The organism is Acinetobacter sp. ABJ_C4_1 (assembly GCF_044538495.1).
GTDB classification, from domain to species: Bacteria; Pseudomonadota; Gammaproteobacteria; order Pseudomonadales; family Moraxellaceae; genus Acinetobacter; species Acinetobacter nosocomialis_A.
The window spans coordinates 73652-94672 of record NZ_JBIUCQ010000005.1 but is presented as its reverse complement, the minus strand read 5'-3'; the positions used below and the strand labels follow the sequence as shown (position 1 = coordinate 94672).

The 21021-nt window shown below is 40.1% G+C and carries 22 protein-coding genes and 5 tRNA genes; 1 reads left to right on the top strand and 26 read right to left on the bottom strand.

Going from position 1 to position 21021, the window contains the following annotated elements; genetic code table 11:
* Nucleotides 1-70: 70 nt before the first annotated feature.
* The 26 genes from rplL to ACIF8R_RS08470 form a co-directional block, all read right to left on the bottom strand.
* The gene (gene rplL, locus ACIF8R_RS08595) at nucleotides 71-442 is read right to left on the bottom strand and encodes a 50S ribosomal protein L7/L12 (protein ID WP_174728237.1); all 372 of its coding nucleotides are present in this window, start codon (nucleotides 440-442) and stop codon (nucleotides 71-73) included.
* Between the two features lie 42 nt (nucleotides 443-484).
* On the bottom strand, nucleotides 485-991 hold the full coding sequence (rplJ, locus tag ACIF8R_RS08590; RefSeq protein WP_002157004.1) for a 50S ribosomal protein L10: 507 nt from the start codon (nucleotides 989-991) through the stop codon (nucleotides 485-487).
* Between the two features lie 319 nt (nucleotides 992-1310).
* Entirely contained in the window at nucleotides 1311-2006 is a 696-nt protein-coding gene (gene rplA, locus ACIF8R_RS08585) for a 50S ribosomal protein L1 (RefSeq protein ID WP_002156922.1), read from the bottom strand.
* 3 nt (nucleotides 2007-2009) lie between these two features.
* On the bottom strand, nucleotides 2010-2438 hold the full coding sequence (gene rplK, locus ACIF8R_RS08580; RefSeq protein ID WP_001074682.1) for a 50S ribosomal protein L11: 429 nt from the start codon (nucleotides 2436-2438) through the stop codon (nucleotides 2010-2012).
* A 109-nt stretch (nucleotides 2439-2547) separates the two neighbouring features.
* Nucleotides 2548-3081 carry a transcription termination/antitermination protein NusG gene (gene nusG / locus ACIF8R_RS08575; RefSeq protein WP_002115092.1) on the bottom strand — a complete coding sequence of 178 codons (534 nt, stop codon included), beginning with the start codon at nucleotides 3079-3081 and terminating at the stop codon, nucleotides 2548-2550.
* A gap of 7 nt (nucleotides 3082-3088) precedes the next feature.
* A complete protein-coding gene (gene secE / locus ACIF8R_RS08570) occupies nucleotides 3089-3529 on the bottom strand; it encodes a preprotein translocase subunit SecE (protein ID WP_002157045.1) in 441 nt (146 codons plus the stop codon).
* 75 nt (nucleotides 3530-3604) lie between these two features.
* Nucleotides 3605-3680 (bottom strand) — tRNA-Trp (locus tag ACIF8R_RS08565).
* A 60-nt stretch (nucleotides 3681-3740) separates the two neighbouring features.
* Nucleotides 3741-4931, bottom strand: coding sequence for an elongation factor Tu (tuf, locus tag ACIF8R_RS08560; RefSeq protein ID WP_002157016.1), 1191 nt, complete (start codon nucleotides 4929-4931; stop codon nucleotides 3741-3743).
* Between the two features lie 159 nt (nucleotides 4932-5090).
* Nucleotides 5091-5165 (bottom strand) — tRNA-Thr (locus tag ACIF8R_RS08555).
* A 13-nt stretch (nucleotides 5166-5178) separates the two neighbouring features.
* Nucleotides 5179-5254 (bottom strand) — tRNA-Gly (locus ACIF8R_RS08550).
* 36 nt (nucleotides 5255-5290) lie between these two features.
* Nucleotides 5291-5374, bottom strand: a tRNA-Tyr gene (locus ACIF8R_RS08545).
* A 56-nt stretch (nucleotides 5375-5430) separates the two neighbouring features.
* Nucleotides 5431-5506, bottom strand: a tRNA-Thr gene (locus ACIF8R_RS08540).
* Nucleotides 5507-5604: 98 nt separating this feature from the next.
* Nucleotides 5605-7098 (bottom strand): anthranilate synthase component I, encoded by a 1494-nt coding sequence (gene trpE / locus ACIF8R_RS08535; RefSeq protein WP_031952251.1) that lies wholly within the window; start codon nucleotides 7096-7098, stop codon nucleotides 5605-5607.
* A gap of 108 nt (nucleotides 7099-7206) precedes the next feature.
* On the bottom strand, nucleotides 7207-7875 hold the full coding sequence (locus ACIF8R_RS08530) for a phosphoglycolate phosphatase (RefSeq protein WP_263612765.1): 669 nt from the start codon (nucleotides 7873-7875) through the stop codon (nucleotides 7207-7209).
* Between the two features lie 65 nt (nucleotides 7876-7940).
* Complete coding sequence (locus ACIF8R_RS08525; protein WP_016805439.1) at nucleotides 7941-8570, bottom strand: FHA domain-containing protein; 630 nt, start codon at nucleotides 8568-8570, stop codon at nucleotides 7941-7943.
* Nucleotides 8571-8610: 40 nt separating this feature from the next.
* On the bottom strand, nucleotides 8611-10887 hold the full coding sequence (gspD, locus tag ACIF8R_RS08520) for a type II secretion system secretin GspD (protein ID WP_396480237.1): 2277 nt from the start codon (nucleotides 10885-10887) through the stop codon (nucleotides 8611-8613).
* Nucleotides 10888-10928: 41 nt separating this feature from the next.
* Entirely contained in the window at nucleotides 10929-11771 is an 843-nt protein-coding gene (locus ACIF8R_RS08515; protein WP_396480235.1) for a type II secretion system protein N, read from the bottom strand.
* Complete coding sequence (gene gspN, locus ACIF8R_RS08510; protein WP_396480233.1) at nucleotides 11771-12514, bottom strand: type II secretion system protein N; 744 nt, start codon at nucleotides 12512-12514, stop codon at nucleotides 11771-11773. The genes ACIF8R_RS08515 and gspN overlap by 1 nt, the downstream gene beginning before the upstream one ends.
* Before the next feature lie 331 nt (nucleotides 12515-12845).
* Nucleotides 12846-13172, bottom strand: coding sequence for an H-NS family nucleoid-associated regulatory protein (locus tag ACIF8R_RS08505; RefSeq protein ID WP_002053185.1), 327 nt, complete (start codon nucleotides 13170-13172; stop codon nucleotides 12846-12848).
* 194 nt (nucleotides 13173-13366) lie between these two features.
* Nucleotides 13367-13807 carry a thioesterase family protein gene (locus ACIF8R_RS08500; protein WP_263612760.1) on the bottom strand — a complete coding sequence of 147 codons (441 nt, stop codon included), beginning with the start codon at nucleotides 13805-13807 and terminating at the stop codon, nucleotides 13367-13369.
* A gap of 7 nt (nucleotides 13808-13814) precedes the next feature.
* Nucleotides 13815-15008: a heme biosynthesis protein HemY gene (locus ACIF8R_RS08495; protein ID WP_396480231.1), complete on the bottom strand. Its 1194-nt coding sequence runs from the start codon at nucleotides 15006-15008 to the stop codon at nucleotides 13815-13817.
* A gap of 9 nt (nucleotides 15009-15017) precedes the next feature.
* Nucleotides 15018-15857, bottom strand: coding sequence for a hypothetical protein (locus ACIF8R_RS08490; RefSeq protein WP_311070200.1), 840 nt, complete (start codon nucleotides 15855-15857; stop codon nucleotides 15018-15020).
* A gap of 8 nt (nucleotides 15858-15865) precedes the next feature.
* The gene (locus ACIF8R_RS08485; protein WP_396480228.1) at nucleotides 15866-16633 is read right to left on the bottom strand and encodes a uroporphyrinogen-III synthase; all 768 of its coding nucleotides are present in this window, start codon (nucleotides 16631-16633) and stop codon (nucleotides 15866-15868) included.
* Between the two features lie 4 nt (nucleotides 16634-16637).
* Nucleotides 16638-17555 (bottom strand): hydroxymethylbilane synthase, encoded by a 918-nt coding sequence (gene hemC, locus ACIF8R_RS08480; RefSeq protein WP_396480226.1) that lies wholly within the window; start codon nucleotides 17553-17555, stop codon nucleotides 16638-16640.
* A 100-nt stretch (nucleotides 17556-17655) separates the two neighbouring features.
* On the bottom strand, nucleotides 17656-18396 hold the full coding sequence (locus ACIF8R_RS08475) for a LytTR family DNA-binding domain-containing protein (protein WP_151983946.1): 741 nt from the start codon (nucleotides 18394-18396) through the stop codon (nucleotides 17656-17658).
* A 60-nt stretch (nucleotides 18397-18456) separates the two neighbouring features.
* A complete protein-coding gene (locus ACIF8R_RS08470) occupies nucleotides 18457-19596 on the bottom strand; it encodes a sensor histidine kinase (protein ID WP_263612755.1) in 1140 nt (379 codons plus the stop codon).
* On the opposite strand from ACIF8R_RS08470, the gene argH reads away from it, so the two are divergent.
* A complete protein-coding gene (gene argH, locus ACIF8R_RS08465) occupies nucleotides 19587-21020 on the top strand; it encodes an argininosuccinate lyase (protein ID WP_087605894.1) in 1434 nt (477 codons plus the stop codon). The two genes, ACIF8R_RS08470 and argH, sit on opposite strands and share 10 nt — an antisense overlap.
* Nucleotide 21021: the final 1 nt, after the last annotated feature.

The following is a 21021-nucleotide window of genomic DNA, read 5'->3' as shown; positions in this document are numbered from 1 at the left end:
AAAAAGGCTGATGACCCAAGAGCCATCAGCCATTTTATGGAGCCGATTTAAAAACCGACTCCTTTTACAATTACTTAAGTGTAACTGTAGCACCAGCTTCTTCAAGTTTCTTCTTAAGTTCTTCGCCTTCTTCTTTAGAAACGCCTTCTTTAAGAACTTGAGGAGCACCTTCAACTAGGTCTTTAGCTTCTTTAAGACCAAGGCCAGTTGCTTCACGAACTGCTTTAATTACAGCTACTTTGTTAGCACCGAAAGAAGTCAACTCAACGTTGAATTCAGTTTGTTCTTCAGCAGCAGCAGCAGCGCCACCAGCTGGAGCAGCAACAGCAACAGCTGCAGCTGAAACGTTGAATTTCTCTTCGAAAGCAGAAATTAATTCAACAAGTTCAAGAACAGTTTTTTCAGCAACTGCGTTTAAGATTTCTTCGTTAGTTAAAGCCATGAGAATAACTCCAAATGGATATTGAATGGTGTGTAAAATTGATTAAGCAGCTTCTGACTCGTTTTTCTCTTTGAGCGCTGTAATGAGGCGACCCAATTTCGAAATAGGAGCTTGAAGAACAGAGGCAAGCATAGTAAGCGCTTTCTCTTGGTTTGGAAGATTAGCAATAACACTAACATCAGCACCTTGATAAACTTTGCCGTCAAATGCAGCAGCTTTTAATTCAAATGCTTTGTTAGTTTTTGCAAATTCTTCAAACAAGCGTGCAGCTGCACCCATGTCATCTTCAGAAGTTGAAAAACCTAGAATTGTTGGACCAACAAGGTTGTCGTTCAAGATATCAAATTGAGTACCTTGGAATGCGCGCTTAGCCAAAGTGTTACGTACGATACGTGTAGTTACACCTAACTTACGAGCTTCAACACGAAGTGTTGTTAATTGCTCTACGCTTAAACCTTGATAGTCAGCAACAACGGCTGCAAACGCTTTAGAAGCAACTTCACTTACTTCTGAAACGATCTGTTTTTTGTCTTCGATAAGAAGAGCCATTGTAAAACCTCCTAAGGTGATTTATGCACCCAATGGGCACACTCCCAATTCGTAAGCCTTTCGACTTACACGCGGAGGAGGAACAAATCACACCACCGCGTCTACGCAGGCTGGGTTATTAAGAAAAGCCGCTATTCGAAAATAACGCCTTCTCGCCTGAGGTCTTTGACGCTGATAAATTCTCATTCATCAATTCAAAGTCCGCCTGATAAGCAAGAGTCAAAGCGTTGCTTTGACTGCGCAAAAATAGAAACTTATTTCTATTTTTGCTACCTGCTCAATCAGGACTTTAAAATTCTGTACAGAACTAAGTTAAAACTTAGTTAGAAACGTTGTTTACATCAACAGTAAGACCAGGACCCATAGTTGAGCTCAAAGTGATCTTTTTGATGTATACACCTTTAGAAGTTGCAGGTTTTAACTTTTTCAAGTCAGCAACTAAAGTTTCAACGTTTTGACGGATTGCAGCAGCATCAAAGCCAACTTGACCAATCGCAGCATGGATAATACCCGCTTTGTCTACACGGTAACGAGCCTGACCAGATTTTGCGTTTTTAACAGCATTCGCAACATCAGGAGTTACAGTACCTACTTTAGGGTTTGGCATTAAACCACGTGGACCAAGAATTGTACCGAGCTTACCAACAACACGCATAGCGTCTGGAGCAGCGATTACAACATCAAAGTCAAGGTTTCCACCTTGGATGCTTTCAGCAAGGTCATCAAAACCTACAACATCAGCACCAGCTTCTTTAGCAGCTTCTGCTTGAGCACCTTGAGCAAATACAGCTACACGTACAGTTTTACCAGTACCTGCAGGTAATGTAGTAGCACCACGAACAACCTGATCAGATTTACGTGGATCTACGCCAAGGTTTACAGAGATGTCTAAAGATTCTTTGAACTTTGCAGCAGGTAAGCTGTTAAGAACCTGTACTGCTTCTTCCAAAGTGTAAACTTTGTTTGCTTCTACAGCAGCAGCAATGGCTTTTTGACGTTTAGTTAACTTTGCCATGTCTTATAGCTCCACTTCCAAGCCCATAGAACGTGCAGAACCAGCGATGGTACGAACACGCGCGTCTAAATCAGCACCAGTTAAGTCTGGTTCTTTAGTAGTCGCGATTTCTTCTAATTGAGCACGAGTCAACTTACCAACTTTAGTTTTGTTAGGTACAGATGAACCCTTTTGGATACCAGCAGCTTTCTTAAGAAGAATAGAAGCTGGAGGAGTTTTCATGATGAATGTGAACGACTTGTCGTTGTACACAGTAATCACTACAGGAATTGGAAGACCTGGTTCAACTTTTTGTGTAGCAGCATTGAATTCTTTACAGAATGCCATGATGTTTACACCGCGTTGACCTAGTGCAGGACCAATTGGTGGAGATGGATTTGCTTTACCAGCTGGAACTTGCAGCTTGATATAGCCGTCAATCTTCTTAGCCATTTTAAAATACCTCTGGGTACAGGCGCCGTTAGGCTCCCCAATTTCTACGTAACAATACTGTTACAACAACAATGCCCGATAAAATCGGGCGCTTTTCAACCAATTAAGATTAAATCGTTTTTTCGACTTGGCGAAATTCGAGTTCAACCTGAGTTGGTCGATTAAACACGTTAATCGTCAACGTTAAACGTGACTTGTCGTATTGAACCTCTTCCACCACACCTTTAAAGTCTGTGAATGGACCGTCAATAACGAGTAATTCTTCACCTGGTTCAAACATCGTCTTAGGACGTGGAGCTTCACCAGTATTACGTACACGCGCAAGAATCGCATCTGCTTCACGTTGAGTGATTGGCGCTGGTTTTTCAGGTGTACCACCGATAAAACCTAATACTTTTGGACATTCTTTAACAATGTGCCAAGTATCATCATTCATTTCCATTTCAACTAACACATAGCCAGGAAAGAATTTACGCTCAGATTTACGTTTCTTACCATCCTTCATTTCTACCACTTCTTCGGTAGGAACTAGGACATCACCAAAGCTATCGGCAACAGCGCTACGCTGGATTCGTTCTGTAAGTGAACGCATCACTTGTTTTTCATAACCAGAGTAGGCATGAATAATGTACCAACGTTTCATAGCTCTTTTACCCGATAATCAACTTAATTAACCAACCCAAACCATAGTCAAAGCACCATAATACTAACGATGCAACAACTACAACCAATAGAACCTGCCACGATGTAGTGACTGTTTCTTGTTTTGTTGGCCAAGTTACTCGACGCAATTCGACTCGTGCATCTTTCAGCAAACGAACGAAGCCTTTACCTTGATGGGTGGCGTATAATAAACCTAATGCCACAACGATACAAGCAAAAATTACCCCAACGCGCACCCATACATTATTTGCAGGGGCCCAATACGCTGGTAAATGCTGATTCACCATGGTAGCCGAGAGCAATAATGCAATTGCTATCACCCATAGAACGATATCTAAAGGCGAACCAGTACGAACAACTTCAGCAGAATTATTTCTTTGAGGAATTGGCGCGTCGCTCAATGCGTCACGCGATTTATCATTCGACATTTTTGTACTCGTCGTAGAACTCGCGACTTATTATATGAACAACTAAGCCAGCATCAAGCTTTTTATTTCAAAATATGGCAGGTCAGGAGGGACTCGAACCCCCAACATTCGGTTTTGGAGACCGACGCTCTACCAATTGAACTACTGACCTATAAAGCAAGTTGAGAGCCAAAGCTCTCAACTTGAGACGTAATTCGTCACTATATTATGCTTATGCAGTTACTTTCGCAACAACACCAGCACCTACAGTACGACCACCTTCACGGATCGCAAAACGTAGACCTGGGTCCATTGCGATTGGGTGGATTAATTCTACTGACATTTCAACGTTGTCACCAGGCATTACCATTTCAACGCCTTCTTTCAACTGGATCGCACCAGTTACGTCAGTTGTACGGAAATAGAACTGTGGACGGTAACCATTTAAGAATGGAGTGTGACGACCACCTTCTTCTTTAGAAAGTACGTATACTTCTGCGTCGAATTTAGTGTGCGGCTTGATTGTACCTGGTTTAGCAAGTACTTGACCACGTTGTACGTCTTCACGCTTAGTACCACGAAGTAATACACCACAGTTCTCGCCTGCACGGCCTTCGTCAAGAAGTTTACGGAACATTTCTACGCCAGTTACAGTTGTTTTAACTGTATCTTTAATACCAACGATCTCTACTTCTTCACCAACTTTAACGATACCAGATTCTACACGGCCTGTTACTACTGTACCACGACCAGAGATTGAGAATACGTCTTCGATTGGCATTAAGAATGCTTTGTCGATAGCACGTTCTGGTTCTGGGATGTAAGAGTCAAGAGCTGCTACAAGAGCAAGAACTGATTCTTCACCGTAAGGACCTGCTTCACCGTTAAGAGCAGCAAGAGCTGAACCACGGATTACTGGAGTGTCATCACCTGGGAAGTCGTAAGTAGAAAGAAGTTCACGAACTTCCATTTCTACTAATTCAAGTAATTCTTCGTCGTCAACAAGGTCGCATTTGTTTAAGAATACGATGATGTAAGGTACACCAACCTGACGAGAAAGAAGGATGTGTTCACGAGTTTGCGGCATTGGACCGTCAGTCGCAGCACATACAAGGATCGCGCCGTCCATCTGAGCAGCACCAGTGATCATGTTTTTAACGTAATCGGCGTGGCCCGGGCAGTCAACGTGTGCGTAGTGACGAATTGGAGAATCGTATTCTACGTGTGAAGTATTAATTGTAATACCACGTGCTTTTTCTTCAGGTGCTGAGTCGATTTGTGAGTAATCTTTCGCTTCACCGCCGTAAGTTTTTGCACAAATAGTTGCAATCGCAGCAGTTAAAGTTGTTTTACCATGGTCAACGTGACCGATTGTACCCACGTTTACGTGTGGTTTATTACGTTCAAACTTGGCTTTAGCCATGATGATCTTCCTCGTTTACGTCGAACCAACTACAAATGGCACTGAGCTAACTCAGCTTATCGACATATCGCCTAAAAAACAGACACCCAATACTTGAAAAGCAGACTATATAGCCTGCTTTTTGAAAACTTTGTGGAAATCCACTCAAACTTTAATATCTGGAGCTCTTATCGAGATTTGAACTCGAGACCTCTCCCTTACCAAGGGAGTGCTCTACCACTGAGCTATAAGAGCGACTATCCTTCGATGGAGCGGGAGACGAGGATCGAACTCGCGACATGCAGCTTGGAAGGCTGCCGCTCTACCAACTGAGCTACTCCCGCAACGTTGGTAATAACCACTTCATTCGAAGTTTAGGATGGTGGTGAGAGAAGGATTCGAACCTTCGAAGCTTTCGCAACAGAGTTACAGTCTGCCCCCTTTGGCCGCTCGGGAATCTCACCAATATCGCACTTATCTACAGTGCTGTTCTTTACTCATTCAACTTAACACTTTAAAATGGTGCCGGCACACGGATTCGAACTGTGGACCTACTGATTACAAGTCAGTTGCTCTACCAACTGAGCTATGCCGGCGTTTCTTAGTGTTTCGTACGTTTCGTATCGGAACGGTGTGCAGTTTAGCAAAACTTCCAAACGATGCAAGCGGTTTTTTTAAAAAAACCGCTAAAAACTCATAAAATCAATCCGTTTGATGATAATTCAACCGCTTTGATCACTGCGCGAGCTTTTATTTGGGTTTCATTCCACTCAGATTCTGGATTTGAGTCGGCAACGAGCCCTGCTCCAGCTTGCACATACACTTTTTTATCACGGATAACGCAAGTACGGATTGCAATCGACATATCCATTTCACCATGCCAACCTAAATATCCTACTGCTCCACCAAAGACACCTCGTTTCACAGGCTCTACTTCATCAATAATTTCCATTGCACGAATTTTTGGGGCGCCCGATAACGTTCCTGCTGGAAATGTCGCTTTAAACACGTCAAGCGCGTCGATATCATCACGCACTTCGCCTTGTACATTTGAAACAATATGCATGACATGTGAATAGCGCTCAATCACCATTTGATCCGTTACTTGGACCTTACCTATTTTTGATACGCGTCCCACATCATTTCGACCAAGATCAATCAACATTAAATGTTCAGCAATCTCTTTTTCGTCAGAAAGCAAATCTTTTTCCAGAGCAATATCTTCTTCTTTAGTTTTACCGCGTGGTCTGGTTCCCGCTAAAGGCCGAACTGTAGCAATGCCATTTTCTAAACGAGATAAAATTTCTGGTGAAGAACCAACAATATGAAATGGTTTCTTATCAGTAATCGTTTGCCCTTGAACTAAAAATAGATAAGGCGAAGGATTTAAATGACGTAATGCACGGTAAACCTGTAAAGCTTCACCATCAAAATCAGAAACCATGCGCTGCCCTGGAACAACTTGCATCACATCACCAGCACGGATGTATTCTTTAACTTTTTCTACTGTCTCTAAGAATTTTGCTTTACCAGTAATAGATTCAAAATGAGGAGGTGTATGTGGCTTCGCTTGTAAACTGACTGGTGTAGCCAACAGTTGTTCTAATTGATCTAATTTTTGCTGTGCATCAGCATAGGCGTTACTCTGCTCTGCATCCGCATGAACAATTAAAAACAAGGTATCTTTAAGATTATCAAAAACGATAACTGTTTTTGAAAGCATCAACCATAAATCTGGAAGTGTAATTGGATCGGCTGTAGGAACATTCTTTAAACGTGGTTCGATATAGCGAACTGCGTCATAGCCCAAATATCCTACCAATCCGCCAGTAAAGGTTGGCAAATCCGGTAAGAGCTCGGCTGGAGGTACTTTAAATTGTTTTTGGAATTCACGAATGTATTGAAACGGGTCTAGACAATCTTGTTGTGTAATTGACCCATCAGCATGCTGTATAGATAAGACACCAGCATTGCAGGAAAAAACTGTCGATTCACCCAATCCGATCATAGAGTAGCGCGCCCAATTCTCTCCACCCTCAACCGACTCAAATAAATAAGCTTGTGTTTGGTCTTTAAAGCGGGCAAAAACTGATAATGGGGTTTCTGTATCTGCCAAGCGTTGGCGATAAACTGGAATAGTGTTGTAGCCAGCAGCCTTAAGTTGCTCGAATTGCGCTAATGTTGTCATGAATCTTCTCTAATATGGTTTCGATTTAAAAGTGTGTTTTTCTAGATTCGGTTTAGACACGCCATCGAAAAACCATACGCTTATTCATTCTTATCTCCATTTTCTTCATTAAACAATTAACTCAGCAAGACTATCAACAACTTGCTGAGGTTGGCAATCATAGATATTTTCTCCATGATTATAGCCATAGCTAACCACAATACAATCAATTCCGGCACGGCGTGCAGCTTCAATATCATTACTTGAATCACCAATCATTAACGATTGTGAAGCCGATGTTTTTAGGCTTTCCATGCAATGTAATAATGGCAGTGGGTGTGGTTTTCTTTCAGGTAAGCTATCTCCCCCAAGTACAACTTGGAAATAAGGAGAAAGCTCTAATGCATCTAGTAACCCTTGAGCAAGTTTGACAGGCTTATTGGTCACACATGCCATTTTTATATTCAAAGTTTGGCAATGTTTTAAAAATTCAGGTACGCCAGGGTAAATTTGAGTATTCACACAAAGCTCTGCACCATATATGTCTAGAAACTTTTGCAATAAAACTTTATGTTGTTCGGCATCTAGTTTCCCAAACAAATGAAGCAAGACACTTTCACATAGTTTTGAGGCGCCCTTGCCTACCCATTCACGTATTTGTGCTTCTGTTACTAATGGCCAACCGAGTGTTTGCAGACTTAAATTCATAGACCGATATAAATCGGCAGCGGAATCCACCAAGGTTCCATCCAGATCAAATAAAATTAAATCGCGCTTACTTAGTTGTGCAACAGACATTTTCTTCTACTCAAAATTAAAAAGGCATGCGTTTAGCATGCCTTGATTGTAAAAGCACCAACAAATTATTTAAAGAATAACCATGCCAATACAGCCAAAATCACTAAAATAATAATAGTGATTAAACCAACTGAAGCATTCTTCTGCTGCTCTTTTTCTTCAGCAACACGAGAAACAGGCTCATCAAAAGTAACAGGTGATGGTTGTTTTACATTGACATCCACACCCTCTGGAATAGGTGCAGGCTTTGGTATAGAAACATTCTGCGGCATACCATCGCGGCGAACTTCTGTTTCTGCAGCACGCTCTGCAAGGCTTGGCATTCCTAGATCACTTAAGTCTTGTGTTGGTGCAGCAGTTTGTACTGGCTCTGCTTCGATTTCAGGTAAATCAATATTTTCTTGAGCAGGTGCTAAAACTGAGAATTTGAAACTCGCAAATTGAACAATATCGCCATCATGTAGCTGCTTTTCTTGCTCAATACGAATATCGTTTACAAACGTACCATTCGATGAATTAAGGTCTTGCACCCATAGCAATTGGTCCTTTAAAAGCAATGCTGCATGGCGACGAGAAATTTCAGCGGCCTGTAATAGCAAATCGGCATCTTGGTGACGTCCCACCAACATATCACGATCAACACTAATTTCTTGACCAGTAAATTCACCAGTAATTGCTTGTAGTTTCCAAGTCATGCCTATGTCCTATTCATTTTTTATCAATCATAACATGCTACTACGGCGCTGTGCTTGGACGCAGTGTCGTTGTTGTTACTGTATTTTTAGTTCGATTCACTTCTGGATCAGGTAATTGCAAGGTTTGCTTTTGAACTGCTGGCTCTACTGCTACGGGGGTTATTACTGTCGTACTTTTCCCACCTGAAGGAACCTGTTGATAATTTTTTGATTGAGGAGCAATACCTGGAGGTGTCATTTTTTGATTGTAAACATCATCGACCTGCTCAGGTAGTTTTGCAAAATTACCGTTCTTATCCATAGCTAATTGCAGGCTATACAGCTGGTTATAGCGCTGCTGAGTCAAACGACGTACATCATTTGCGTCACCAACAATCGTCGGGTGAATAAAGACGAGAAGATTACGTTTTACATTACTTCTGCTATCTGATCGGAACAATCGTCCAACATAAGGGATACTGCTTAATCCAGGTATGCCTTGTCTTGAAAGTGATGTGTCATCTGATACCAAACCACCAAGCACTACAGTTTGTCCATGTTCAGCTAAAACAGCCGTTTTAATAGCACGCTTACTCGTCACCAAGTCAGCTGCTTGTCCACGACTATCTTGAACAGCAGAGACTTCTTGCTCTACCTCCAGACGAACCGTACCGCCTTCACCGATATGTGGAACAACTTTTAATGTCACACCAACATCTTTGCGTTCAACAGTTGTATAGGGATTGATACCTGTACTATTGGTAGTGACCGACCCAGTGACAAATGGAACGTTCTGACCTACAACAATATAAGCCTCTTCATTATCCATCGTCACGATAGATGGTGTAGAAAGTAAGTTTGATTTTGTATTGGCTTTGAGAGCCTGAATTAATGCACCATAGGCCTTACGAGAGTTATCAAAATTACCCAATCCTAAAGTTGCACCATTACCTTTATTAGCTCCATTAGCGATAGCAGATGCAGCTCCAGCCGAACCACCCGATAAATAACCAGCAGCGATAGAAGATAAACTCGCCCCTACATTACTAAAGCTAAGTAAACCAATCCCACTAGATAAATCACCGAGTGCCCATTGAATTCCAAGTTGATCTGCATCATCTCCAGATACTTCAATAATTGCGGCCTCAATAAGCACTTGTTGACGACGAACGTCTAGTTGTTGAATCGCTGATTCAATTTCACGCATTAATTGTGGATCAGCCTTAACAACCAATGAGTTTTGAGCACTATCTGCAATGATGCTTACACCATTTTGGCTAAAGCTAGAGATATTGTTCTGATTATTATTGTTTGAATTACCATTTAGGTTAATTGATGGAGTAGATATTGAACTGCCATTTGAACCTGATGTGTTTGAACCAGAGTTCTGGTTATTCCCAATCAAATTATTCATCGAATTCGATGAGTTAGATGAATTCTTATTGTTACTGGATGAAGATACTGCCTGACCAGTAACTAAACCTTGCAAAATTTCTGACAGGCTTTTAGCACTTGCGTATTTCAAACGGAAAACTTTTAATCCACCTAAACGGTCAGCAGAAGGTACATCCAGCATTTCAATCATGTGGCGAATGCGCTTACGTGTTCCTGGATCGCCTTTGACTAAAATACGATTCGTTCGATTATCGGCAATAATACGAATACGAGCACCACTGAAATCTTTCGATGCTCCTGTTGCACTCATCGCTTCAAGTTGAGTGATAATTTCTTCTGCTTGGCTCGACTGAAGGTTGATGGCTTCAATATCGTTCTGCCCAGTTCCGTCTAAGTTACGGATAATATTTTCAAGCTGATAGATATTTGCCGCGCGGTCCGAAACAATTAGTGCATTAGTCCCTGCAATCGCAGCCATATGCGCAAATTGAGGCATTAAAGGGCGCAGTGCTGGAATTAAGTCATTTGGATTGGTATTTTCAAGCCAAATCACTCGTGTAACGATTTGATCACCGCGAACCTTATTTCGAGAATCGTAAGGAATTCCTGAGTTTTTAACATTGCTATCTGGCACAAGCTTAATCGTATTACCAGAAGGAATCGCAACAACCCCATTTACATTTAAAACCCCAAGAAATAGGTCATAAACCTCATCTTTATTTAATGGTTTATTCGAAATGACTGTGACATTACCACGCACTCTTGGATCTACAGCGAAGTTCTTTCCTGTAATGTCTGCAACTTCATTAATAAAGGCAGTTAAGTCAGCATCACGTAAATTGATCTTCCATGTTTGGGCATAGGCACTGCTACTCACTGTCGCAATCAATGGGGCTGCTGCAAGTAATGCCCAAAGTGGACGTTGATGATTCAATAAAGCCATAACTCGCGATATTTCCTAACTCTTATGGTGACGTGTTATCACTAAAAATTTTGTTGTATGGTCATCACTTGATCACCACGTTTTATTTCTATTTTTACTTGCCCTGCTCGACGAGCTTGTTCAAGTAATTGCACATCCGTTTGCCCTTGCCCAACCGTTTGACCATTTAAAGAGACAATTCGATCGCCAGGCCTTAAACCTAACTTATTTCTAAGCGCAGTCGGTGTACGTTCTGTAACTTCATAACCTTCACTTGAGTTGCCACTGACCCCCATATCTTTGAGGTACTGCTCTCGGTTACCTTGCATCTGCTGAATCGCTTGCCCCAGGGCCTGTTGAGTCGTATTTACAGGTGCCGTAGGTTGAGACGGTGTAGCAGCAGGTTGTTGTTGTGAAGCATCTGGCGTCATAGGTTGATATAAACCATTTGGCAAACCTTTAAACTCAAGTTCGCGAGTACTGCCATTTCCTTGACGTAATACCACATGATCCCAATAAACTTCTGCCAGTTGGTAAGAAGTAGAACCAATAGTTTCACCAACTCGATAACGCTCAGCAGTATTATCAATTTTAATAACAGCTGAAGAAAAGCGGTTTGGATAACCCACCATCACGCCTTGTAATTCTAGATTCACATTTTCCTGAGCCGCATTGGCAGAAGGTTCATTAAAAAGTGAAAAAGTACTAATGTTTGGTATTTGTGGCTGCTGGGAACCGAGTTCTACCCGATCAAACTGCATCATTTGTGGAGGAACAATCACCAACCAAAAAAATGAAGCCAATTTCCAACACAACCATAAAATTAAAATGGCTAAGACGACTACACTGAGTCGATCTAATTTTTGCCATTGTAATTGCTGTAATTTATCAAGCCATGCTTTCATTAGTTACCACCTTGTAATAATGGTTGGCGAGAACTAATGACAAAAGTATCTAAACCAGCTTTTCCGTCATAAGATGGAACATTAAGCAATAAACGCTGTGTGAGTTGAACATCCAGCATCATATTGGCATCAAGTAAAAGATTCGCCATTTTTTGATTTCGCTGATCACGGATGTCAACTTGTAGCTGTCCCTTGTGATCAGCCAACTGCCCACTTAAAGAAGGCATATTCATACGATCTTGACGATCACCAATATTATAAACTAGTGCTCCGCCACCCCAATGCAATTGTCCATCAACCGCTGCAAAGCCCTGCTCTTTTTTATAATTAAATTGGATATCTTTAAGTTGAATACTATTTACAGGCCATTGCCAGTTCACAATCTGCTTCAGTGTTTCTGGAGCAACTTGACCATTCATATTTCTTACAATTACTTTTTTGCCAAAACCATATGCCATGATTCCTGCTAATTGCGTATTACCACTATGAATATCAACATCTGCAGCAAAGCGTAATAAAAGTAAATCTAGCGGTCTGGTTTTCCAATGGATGGTTCCTCGTAAAGCACCACGATGCCAGTCAGCTTGCCCCTGCCAGATATTGCCACTTACATTATGGACAGTTTGATTATTCTTTGAAAATTTAGAGATAAGCCAAGTCGCCGGAATCTGTAAAATAATAAAAATTAAAAATGCAATGAGGGCAAAAAACCACCACTTCCATTGCTTAGACTTTTTCTTCATTCAGCCTTACCAACATGCAAATTATCGTCCTTATATGAGAGTTCCTCTCTAGTCTGACATTATGCATACTTTTTCAACATCGCCAATTCACTTCATATAAAAAAACCAAGCAATCAGGCTTGGCGTCTTCTTAAAGACTATAAGTTGTACGTATGACAAAATCATGAAAATTGACGATTGATCTTACTAAATGCAAATTTAGTCGCAACAATGTATTTATTTAGGAAATTAAACACTTTATTAAATACTTTATTTTTAAAATAAAAGTTTTAATTCTTTTTAAAATAAAAAAGCCAAGCTAAATCGCTTGGCTTTTTAAGAGGCAATACAATTAGATTAAGAAATCTTCAAGTTTTGCACCTTTTTCAATTTCAGCAACTAACCAACGTGGTTGTTTACCGCGACCAGTCCAAGTCTCTTCAGAGTTGTTTTTGTTACGGTAGCGTGGCTCTACAGATTTACGTGTTGTTTTCTTACGTTTTTGAGCACCAAACTCAAGAAGTTGTTCAACACTAAAACCTACATTTTCTGCAATCTCGATAATTTGATTATAAGCATCTTCGATTGCTTGATCTTTTTTGCTTGCAATTAAAGCTTCTGCTTCTTCTTGTAAGCGTTTTAACTCTTCAACAGATAATTCACTAATATCCGGTTTCATTAATAAATACTCCAGTCTTACAGACAATTCAAATAATACAGACAAAATTTAAAAACATTAAATCATAACCAATAGTATTTATAATCTATTCAATAAGCAATAGTTTGAAAGACAAGTTCGTCAGAATAATGCTATAAATTTACTTTTTAATTACATTAATAATTATAATTGAAATATATTTTCTTAATATTTATTTAAGCTAAATGTATTAAGTCATGTCCTACTGATTTTTCTAATTCAATAATTTTACTTTTTACTTCATTTGGTATTTCACATTTTAATCCTGTCATTTTATCTATACAGACCATTACAGCTTCACCTGTAGCAACGATTTGCTGCTGTGCCTCGCTCCATAATATATAAGCCATACGGAATGCGCTATTGCGCATCTCCTCTACGCGAACCCCTACTTTTAATACATCTGGATAAAACACGGGTTTTAAATATTTGCACTGACTTGAAGCAACAACAGTATATATATTTGGGGTCAATATATTTACATTTTCCATATATAAAATACGTGAGCTTTCAATATATCTATAATACTGTACATTATTGACATGACCAAAAGCATCCATATCTCCCCATGCTACTTTCTGGTCGTATATTACAGGGTAGACAGACAGTTCTTTCATTTTTACCTCAAATTTTAAATTTTAAAAAATTCGCATCATTTTCAAAGATTAGGTTTAACTGTTTGATTAACTCATCATCTTCTTTTAAGGTTGATTTAATACGTAAATAGCTCATTAAAATATTATCTGGGTATAAACTTAATAATATTTCTGCTTCAGCTTGACGCTCAGTTGCCATGTAAACATGCCATTTTGCAAATGTTAAAACCGGCAAACTCATATATTGAGATTCAAATTGATTAATCTTTTCCTCAACATCCGCATAGTCAGGAACCTGCTTAAGCAATTGTTGCTGGAACCACAAATAAAACACTTCTGGATCAAATTGCTCTTTGAGAAGATGCAAAGTTAATGTTTCATGCTGAATACTCATTTCCGGCATACGCGCCAAGAGTTTTAGCCATAGTAATTTACTGCTATAAGGTCGGGTTTGAATTTCAGACTCTAAATCTAGATAGCGCTGTTGCAGTGCATGTAAGTCATCAACTGAAGCTTGATCGAACTGTTGAAGAAGTTGCTGTAACCATAAATCACGATGCTCAGCGTCTAATAATCCATATTTCATCGAACGCAAATATAACCATGGTTGCTGTAAAGCAAGCTGTCCCCATAACGCAGTTAATCGCTGTTGATATGCTGTTTCGATCTCTTCAAGCCACGGCGATAATTGATGCTGATATAAAAACTCAAGATGAGTTAACGCGCGCTCAGCTTCATTTTGGGCTAAAAATATTTCAATACGCTGTAATTCTGCCAATTCAAAAGCCATAGGTGGAGACTGATCTAAAGCATCTAATGCTTTTTGATAATCTCCACTTAAAACCAAGAACTTGGCATCAATAATATTTTTTAAAAGTCCTGACTGGGTAAAAACTCGTTCGATAAAGACACGTTGGTCTTCGGCAGCTTCTAATAGCCAGACGATACCTAATTGCTCATAAGGATGAAGATTTTTAAACTGAAAAATATTTTCTCTTTTTCTTTGTTCACGAGAAGAATAACGTTTAATCCACAGCCATATTAACTGAGCAATAAAACTCATCACGACAAAAGCAAGGACTAATCCCCACACATTTGTTTGCAATTGCAATTGGCGCCAGTAGATATAGACATAACCCATACCGTAGCCATAGCTCAATAAAGCTAAGGCCGCAAAAAGTACCAAGCTAATGACAAGATAGACCCATAGGAGATGTTTCATATGTCCTCCTTATGAGCCAAGTAGGCCAAGAGTCGATAGTTTAGGAACAGGCACGATAGATAAGTGAGACACTTTAGCAATACGATTTTTCAACTGCTGACTGGTCGCATCTGGCATTTCATTTAATTTCTGCATTACTGATTGCAGCTCATTTTGATACTCTGCCATTTTTCCTTGATTTAATGCCTGCTCAGCAATTAATAATCTTAATTGCACTTCTTTCAGCACCACACTTCGATTCATTAAATTAATAGATGGCGTTTCTACTTTTTCAATGCGGAACCACTTCTTCCACCAAGATACTGACTCGGATTGGTCCATCTCAAGTTTAGGCCGAGCTAATGCTTGCTGAATATTTTTATCAATAGTTTGTAGTAAATCATCAATCAATTGATGACGCTGGTTTTGAGCAATTACGTATTGTTGTATGGCCTGTTTATCCTGTTCAATTGCCTGATTTAAGCTGTGTTGCAATGCTGGGGCAATTTCATATTGGGGCAAGGATTGTTGTAGCTGAGTTAAATGATCTACCGCATAAATAAATTGCTGTTGATCAATCGCAAACTGAATTAAATCTAATTTTTGCTTAATGACTACCGTTGGCGTAATACCAGAATGAATAATCTCATTATTTGTTGAAGGTGCTGTTTGAACATCACTACTCGGCTGGGACTGTATTTGTCTTTTTAAAGCCACCAATTGATCATTCAAATTGGCATATTGTTGTTCCGATTGCAGTAAACTTTGCTGAAGCTCTGGAACAGTACGAGAAATTTGCCACATATCGTAACTGAGCTTAGCCAACCAAGCGATGCTCAGCAAAATGATGATAGAAACAAGTTTTCTCATACAAATCCTTATAATGCCTGAATGTGATGAATCATCCCCGAAGGCGATAAATTTTCAAGTTGAATAATGTGAAAATGAGCCTGTTGCTGATCGCGATATTTTTTAACAAGTTGAAAAAGACGTGGTCCTAAAACCAAATATACACAATCAGGTTGTACATTATTTTTTAAACAAAGCTCTAACCAATATTTCCAGCTTGCCTCACTTGTAATTAAGACAAGCCATTTTTCTAAATTATAATTTGAATTCTGTGTCAGATGTTTGAATGTTGAATATGAAACTTCTGGGCACTGCCGATGATATAAAACAAAATTTAAAATCTGAATCCCTTGCTGCTGCAAAGTATCCATCATAAATTGGCGTCCGCCTTCTCCCCTCCAAAAAGCCACGCTACCCGTTTGCGGCATATTATAGAGAATAGGTAAAGTGAGCATGCCTTCGGAAGTTTCCACATCTGGAACATGCGCGTCAATTCCATATTCATGGAGACGATTCGCCGTGGCTTGTCCGACCGCAATCCATTGAATATGTTTTAAGTCATCTAGCTTTAAACCAATTTGCGTTAAGTACTGCATACCTACTTCAACAGCAGTAGGACTCACAACTACTATAGCTTGTGCCCCGACTAGCTGTTGATAGAGTTGAAAGAGTGATTCTGAAAAAGGCTGAGCAACCAGCTCTAAAAGCGGTAAAGACTCGACCTGATATCCCTTATTTTGCAAAGCTTCCGTTAATTCAGCTGCACGTGAGTCAGGTCGAGTATTAATAAACAACATGGCTTTAGTAAAGAGCCTTTAATAAATCGCCCGCACCTTGTTCAAGTAAGTTTCGAGCAAGGTTCTCACCTAACTGCTGAGCATTGTGAGTTTCATCTGTCATTTCAGCACGTAATAATGTTTGCCCATCAGGACTTCCGACGCGACCTTCAATATGAATTTTGCCATCTTGTAAGGTTGCATAACCTGCAATCGGTACCTGACAACCACCTTCAAGATAGGCATTAAATGCACGCTCAGCACGTACACACACATCAGTCTCTGGATGTAAAAGAGGTTGTATTAAAGCTAGTACTTCTTGGTCATCTGCACGGCATTCCAAACCAAGAGCACCCTGCCCAACAGCAGGTAAGCTTACATTTGGCTCGATACAATGACGAATACGTTGTTCCAACCCTAAACGTTTCAAACCAGCGCTCGCCAAAATAATCGCATCGTATTGACCATCATCTAGCTTAGATAGACGAGTTCCAACATTGCCGCGCAAATCAATAATTTGTAGATCTGGACGTTGTTTTAAAATTTGTGATTTACGACGTAAGCTTGAGGTGCCAACTTTTGCCCCTTGAGGTAGATCAGCAAATTTTTCAAAAGTATTTGAAACAAAAGCATCTAATGGGTCTTCACGTTCGCAAATAACTGCCAAAGTTAAACCTTCTGGTAGTGCCATTGGCACATCTTTCATTGAATGTACAGCGAGGTCCGCACGACCATCTAAAAGAGCAGCTTCCAACTCTTTAACGAACAAGCCTTTACCACCAATTTTTGCTAAAGGTGTATCTAAAATTTTATCGCCCTGCGTGACAAACTTGACCAGCTCTACCGTTAAATCCGGGTGAAGCTCCTGTAAACGGGCACGAATATGTTCTGCCTGCCAAAGAGCAAGTGGGCTTTGTCGTGTAGCAATTTTCAAGGTTTTCATAAATTCAAGCATGGGCTGGTCAAACAATACACCCTAAACTTAACTTGATCCCTTAAAATTGCAAGTAAAATCTCACCAGCAGAAATAAGACAGCTGCAAGTTAAAGCTGATGTATCCGCTCTCTAAGCGTAGATAAATGGCGACGGCTAACGGAAAGTCTTTCATCAAGACCTCGTAATCGAACCTGATACTGGCCTGAGCTGACAAGCTCTAAACCGTCCAAATAAGCAATTGAAACCAAAGCGTTTCGATGAATACGGATAAATTGATCTGCAAATTCAGTTTCAAGTTCTTTCAGTGTTTCATCAATTAATACACTGCCATTTTTATGACGTATCGTGACATATTTCTGATCTGCCAAAAAGTAATAGATATTTTCAACAGGAATCAGTTCAACCCCACGATAGGTTTTAGCAGCAATTTGATGTCTTTGTGTTTTTAAATCCTGTAAAAGTTCAGGATTCGGCAAAGCATTAAGCTGTGCTTGAGTAAGTTGGGTTAACTGCTTAAAAACTTGCTCAAGTTCTACTGGATCAATTGGTTTAAGAAGATAGGCTTGTGCTTGTGACTTAAATGCCTCCAAAGCATGCTGATCATAGGCTGTGCAAAATACAATAGCAGGTCGAGGGTTAAGCTGACTTAGCTGCTCCGCACAGACGAGACCATTCATACCCGGCATTTGGATATCAAGTAAAATCACATCCGGTTGATGAAGCCGTGCCTGTTCCAAGGCATCTTGGCCATGATGAGCTGTTGCGACAACCTCATGTCCCATCTTTGAAACTAAACGTGACAATCGTTCCACTGCAAGTGGCTCGTCATCACAAATTAGCACCTTCATTCATCCTCCTTGTCACCGTTAACTTGGTCCATTTTTTTATGGTTAACTCTGACTGACTTATTATTTTGATTGGTATTGATAGCTCATAATAGTGGTATATAAAGTTTCACCCTTATACACCTGGAACCTAACTGAATTCCCATAATACGCCTTCAAGCGCTGCTTAACATTTTCAAGAGCGATTCCATGCCCTTTCCGTGATTTTATTGTATCGTCTGTATAAGGGTTGGTAATGACTATACTGACCTGATTTTGCAATATTTCAACCAATACCCCAATGGTCGCTTTACCCATCATTGGTTCCACCCCATGAAAAATACTATTCTCTAACAAAGGTTGTAATGTCAATAAAGGAATCGTGACCTGCTTTAATTGCAAAGGATCAAGCTCCACTTTCCACTCGACTTGTAAACGCTCACCTAAACGTATTTGTTCAATCATTAAATATTGTTTACTGAGCTCAATTTCTTCATGCAAGCTTACCAATTTTAATTCTTGAAAACTCGCTCTAAATAAACGCGACAGACTAATCAGCATACTTTCTGCTTTATCTGGGTCTATCGTAATTAAACTCACCACATTATTTAAACTATTAAATAAAAAATGAGGATGAATACGTGCCTGCATAGCCTGAATACGGGCATTTAACTCTGCATATTGTTGATGTAACCATTGTTCCCGAACATATAAATAGCGCAGACAAAATGCACCAAGTAATATTCCATAACTTAAATATAAAGGGACATTGGTAAAATAAATGCTCCAGTCCTGCGCTATAACAGTTGTTCTTTTCAAAATTCCAAATTGAAAAAAATTGCTTATTAGGGTGGTCACCACCACAATCGCTTGCAGCATAACAAAGCCAATTGCCAAAGCATATTTTTGCTGAAGCTGACTAAAAAAATTTTGAAAATATTCAACTAAGGCAAAAAAAGACAAAATCACCCAGTTAATAAAAATCATATATTGTAAAAGGCGTGACCCGCTTAAAGCATGCCAAGACTGCGCTTCAGCCAATGCTAAAACCAGTGCCAAAACATTACTTGCGATAATTAATTCTAATAAATGTTGCCAACGATCAATTTTCGTAAAAAAATAGGAGGAATTTTGATTTCGATATGCTGTAGAAAACAACTTTGTTTGTTGAGCTTCGGCAAGTGATATACTCTTTTTTATTTTACTGAGCCACCATGACCACATCTTCAAATCCCCCTAATTCAGCAGCCCCAAACCAAACCTCTGGTATGTGGGGTGGTCGTTTTTCTGAAGCGACAGACGCTTTTGTAGCAGAATTTACTGCCTCTGTTCAGTTTGACCAACGTTTTTATAAGCAAGACATCGCTGGTTCGATTGCGCATGCTACCATGCTTGCGAAAGTTGGCGTACTGACAGAAGCAGAACGAGACGACATTATTGAAGGTTTAAGCACCATTCGCGCAGAAATTGAAGCTGGAAACTTTGAATGGCGTATCGATCTTGAAGATGTTCACATGAACATTGAATCACGTTTGACTCAGCGTATTGGCATTACAGGTAAAAAACTTCACACTGGTCGTAGTCGTAATGACCAAGTTGCAACTGATATCCGTCTTTATCTACGCGACGAAATTGATGATATTTTAGGCTTATTAGAGCGTTTACAAAAAGGTTTGTTGGGCTTGGCTGCCAAAAATGTAAATACCATTATGCCGGGCTTCACTCATTTACAAACAGCTCAACCAGTAACTTTTGGCCATCACTTATTGGCATGGTTTGAAATGTTGGTTCGCGATACTGAACGTCTTCAAGACTGCCGTAAGCGTGTTAACCGTATGCCACTTGGTTCTGCGGCTCTTGCAGGTACTACTTACCCAATTGATCGTGCTTACACAGCAGAATTACTTGGTTTCGAAGCGGTATCTGAAAACTCTCTCGATGCTGTATCTGACCGTGATTTTGCTATTGAATTTAATGCAGCCGCATCTTTAATCATGATGCATTTATCACGTATGTCTGAAGAACTTATTCTTTGGACTTCTGCACAGTTTAAATTTGTGAACATTCCTGACCGTTTTTGTACTGGCTCGTCAATCATGCCACAGAAGAAAAACCCAGATGTTCCAGAACTCATCCGTGGTAAATCTGGCCGTGTATTTGGTGACTTAATTAGCTTGCTTACGCTCATGAAAGGTCAACCATTGGCATACAACAAAGACAACCAAGAAGACAAAGAACCTTTATTTGATGCAATCGATACGGTTCGTGGTTCACTCATGGCATTTGCAGATATGATTCCTGCATTGGTTCCAAATATTGAAATCATGCGTGAAGCTGCTCTTCGTGGATTCTCAACTGCAACTGACCTTGCTGACTATTTAGTGAAAAAAGGCGTTGCGTTCCGTGATGCGCATGAAATTGTGGGTAAAGCTGTTGCATTAGGTGTGGCTGAAGAAAAAGATCTATCTGAGTTAACACTTGAGCAATTACAGCAATTCTCTGACCTAATTACAGCAGATGTATTTGATAAAGCTTTGACACTAGAAGCTTCGGTAAATGCACGTGATCATATTGGCGGAACTTCACCAAAACAGGTTGAAGCTGCAATTGCTCGTGCCCATACACGTCTAGAACAGTTATACGCTTAAG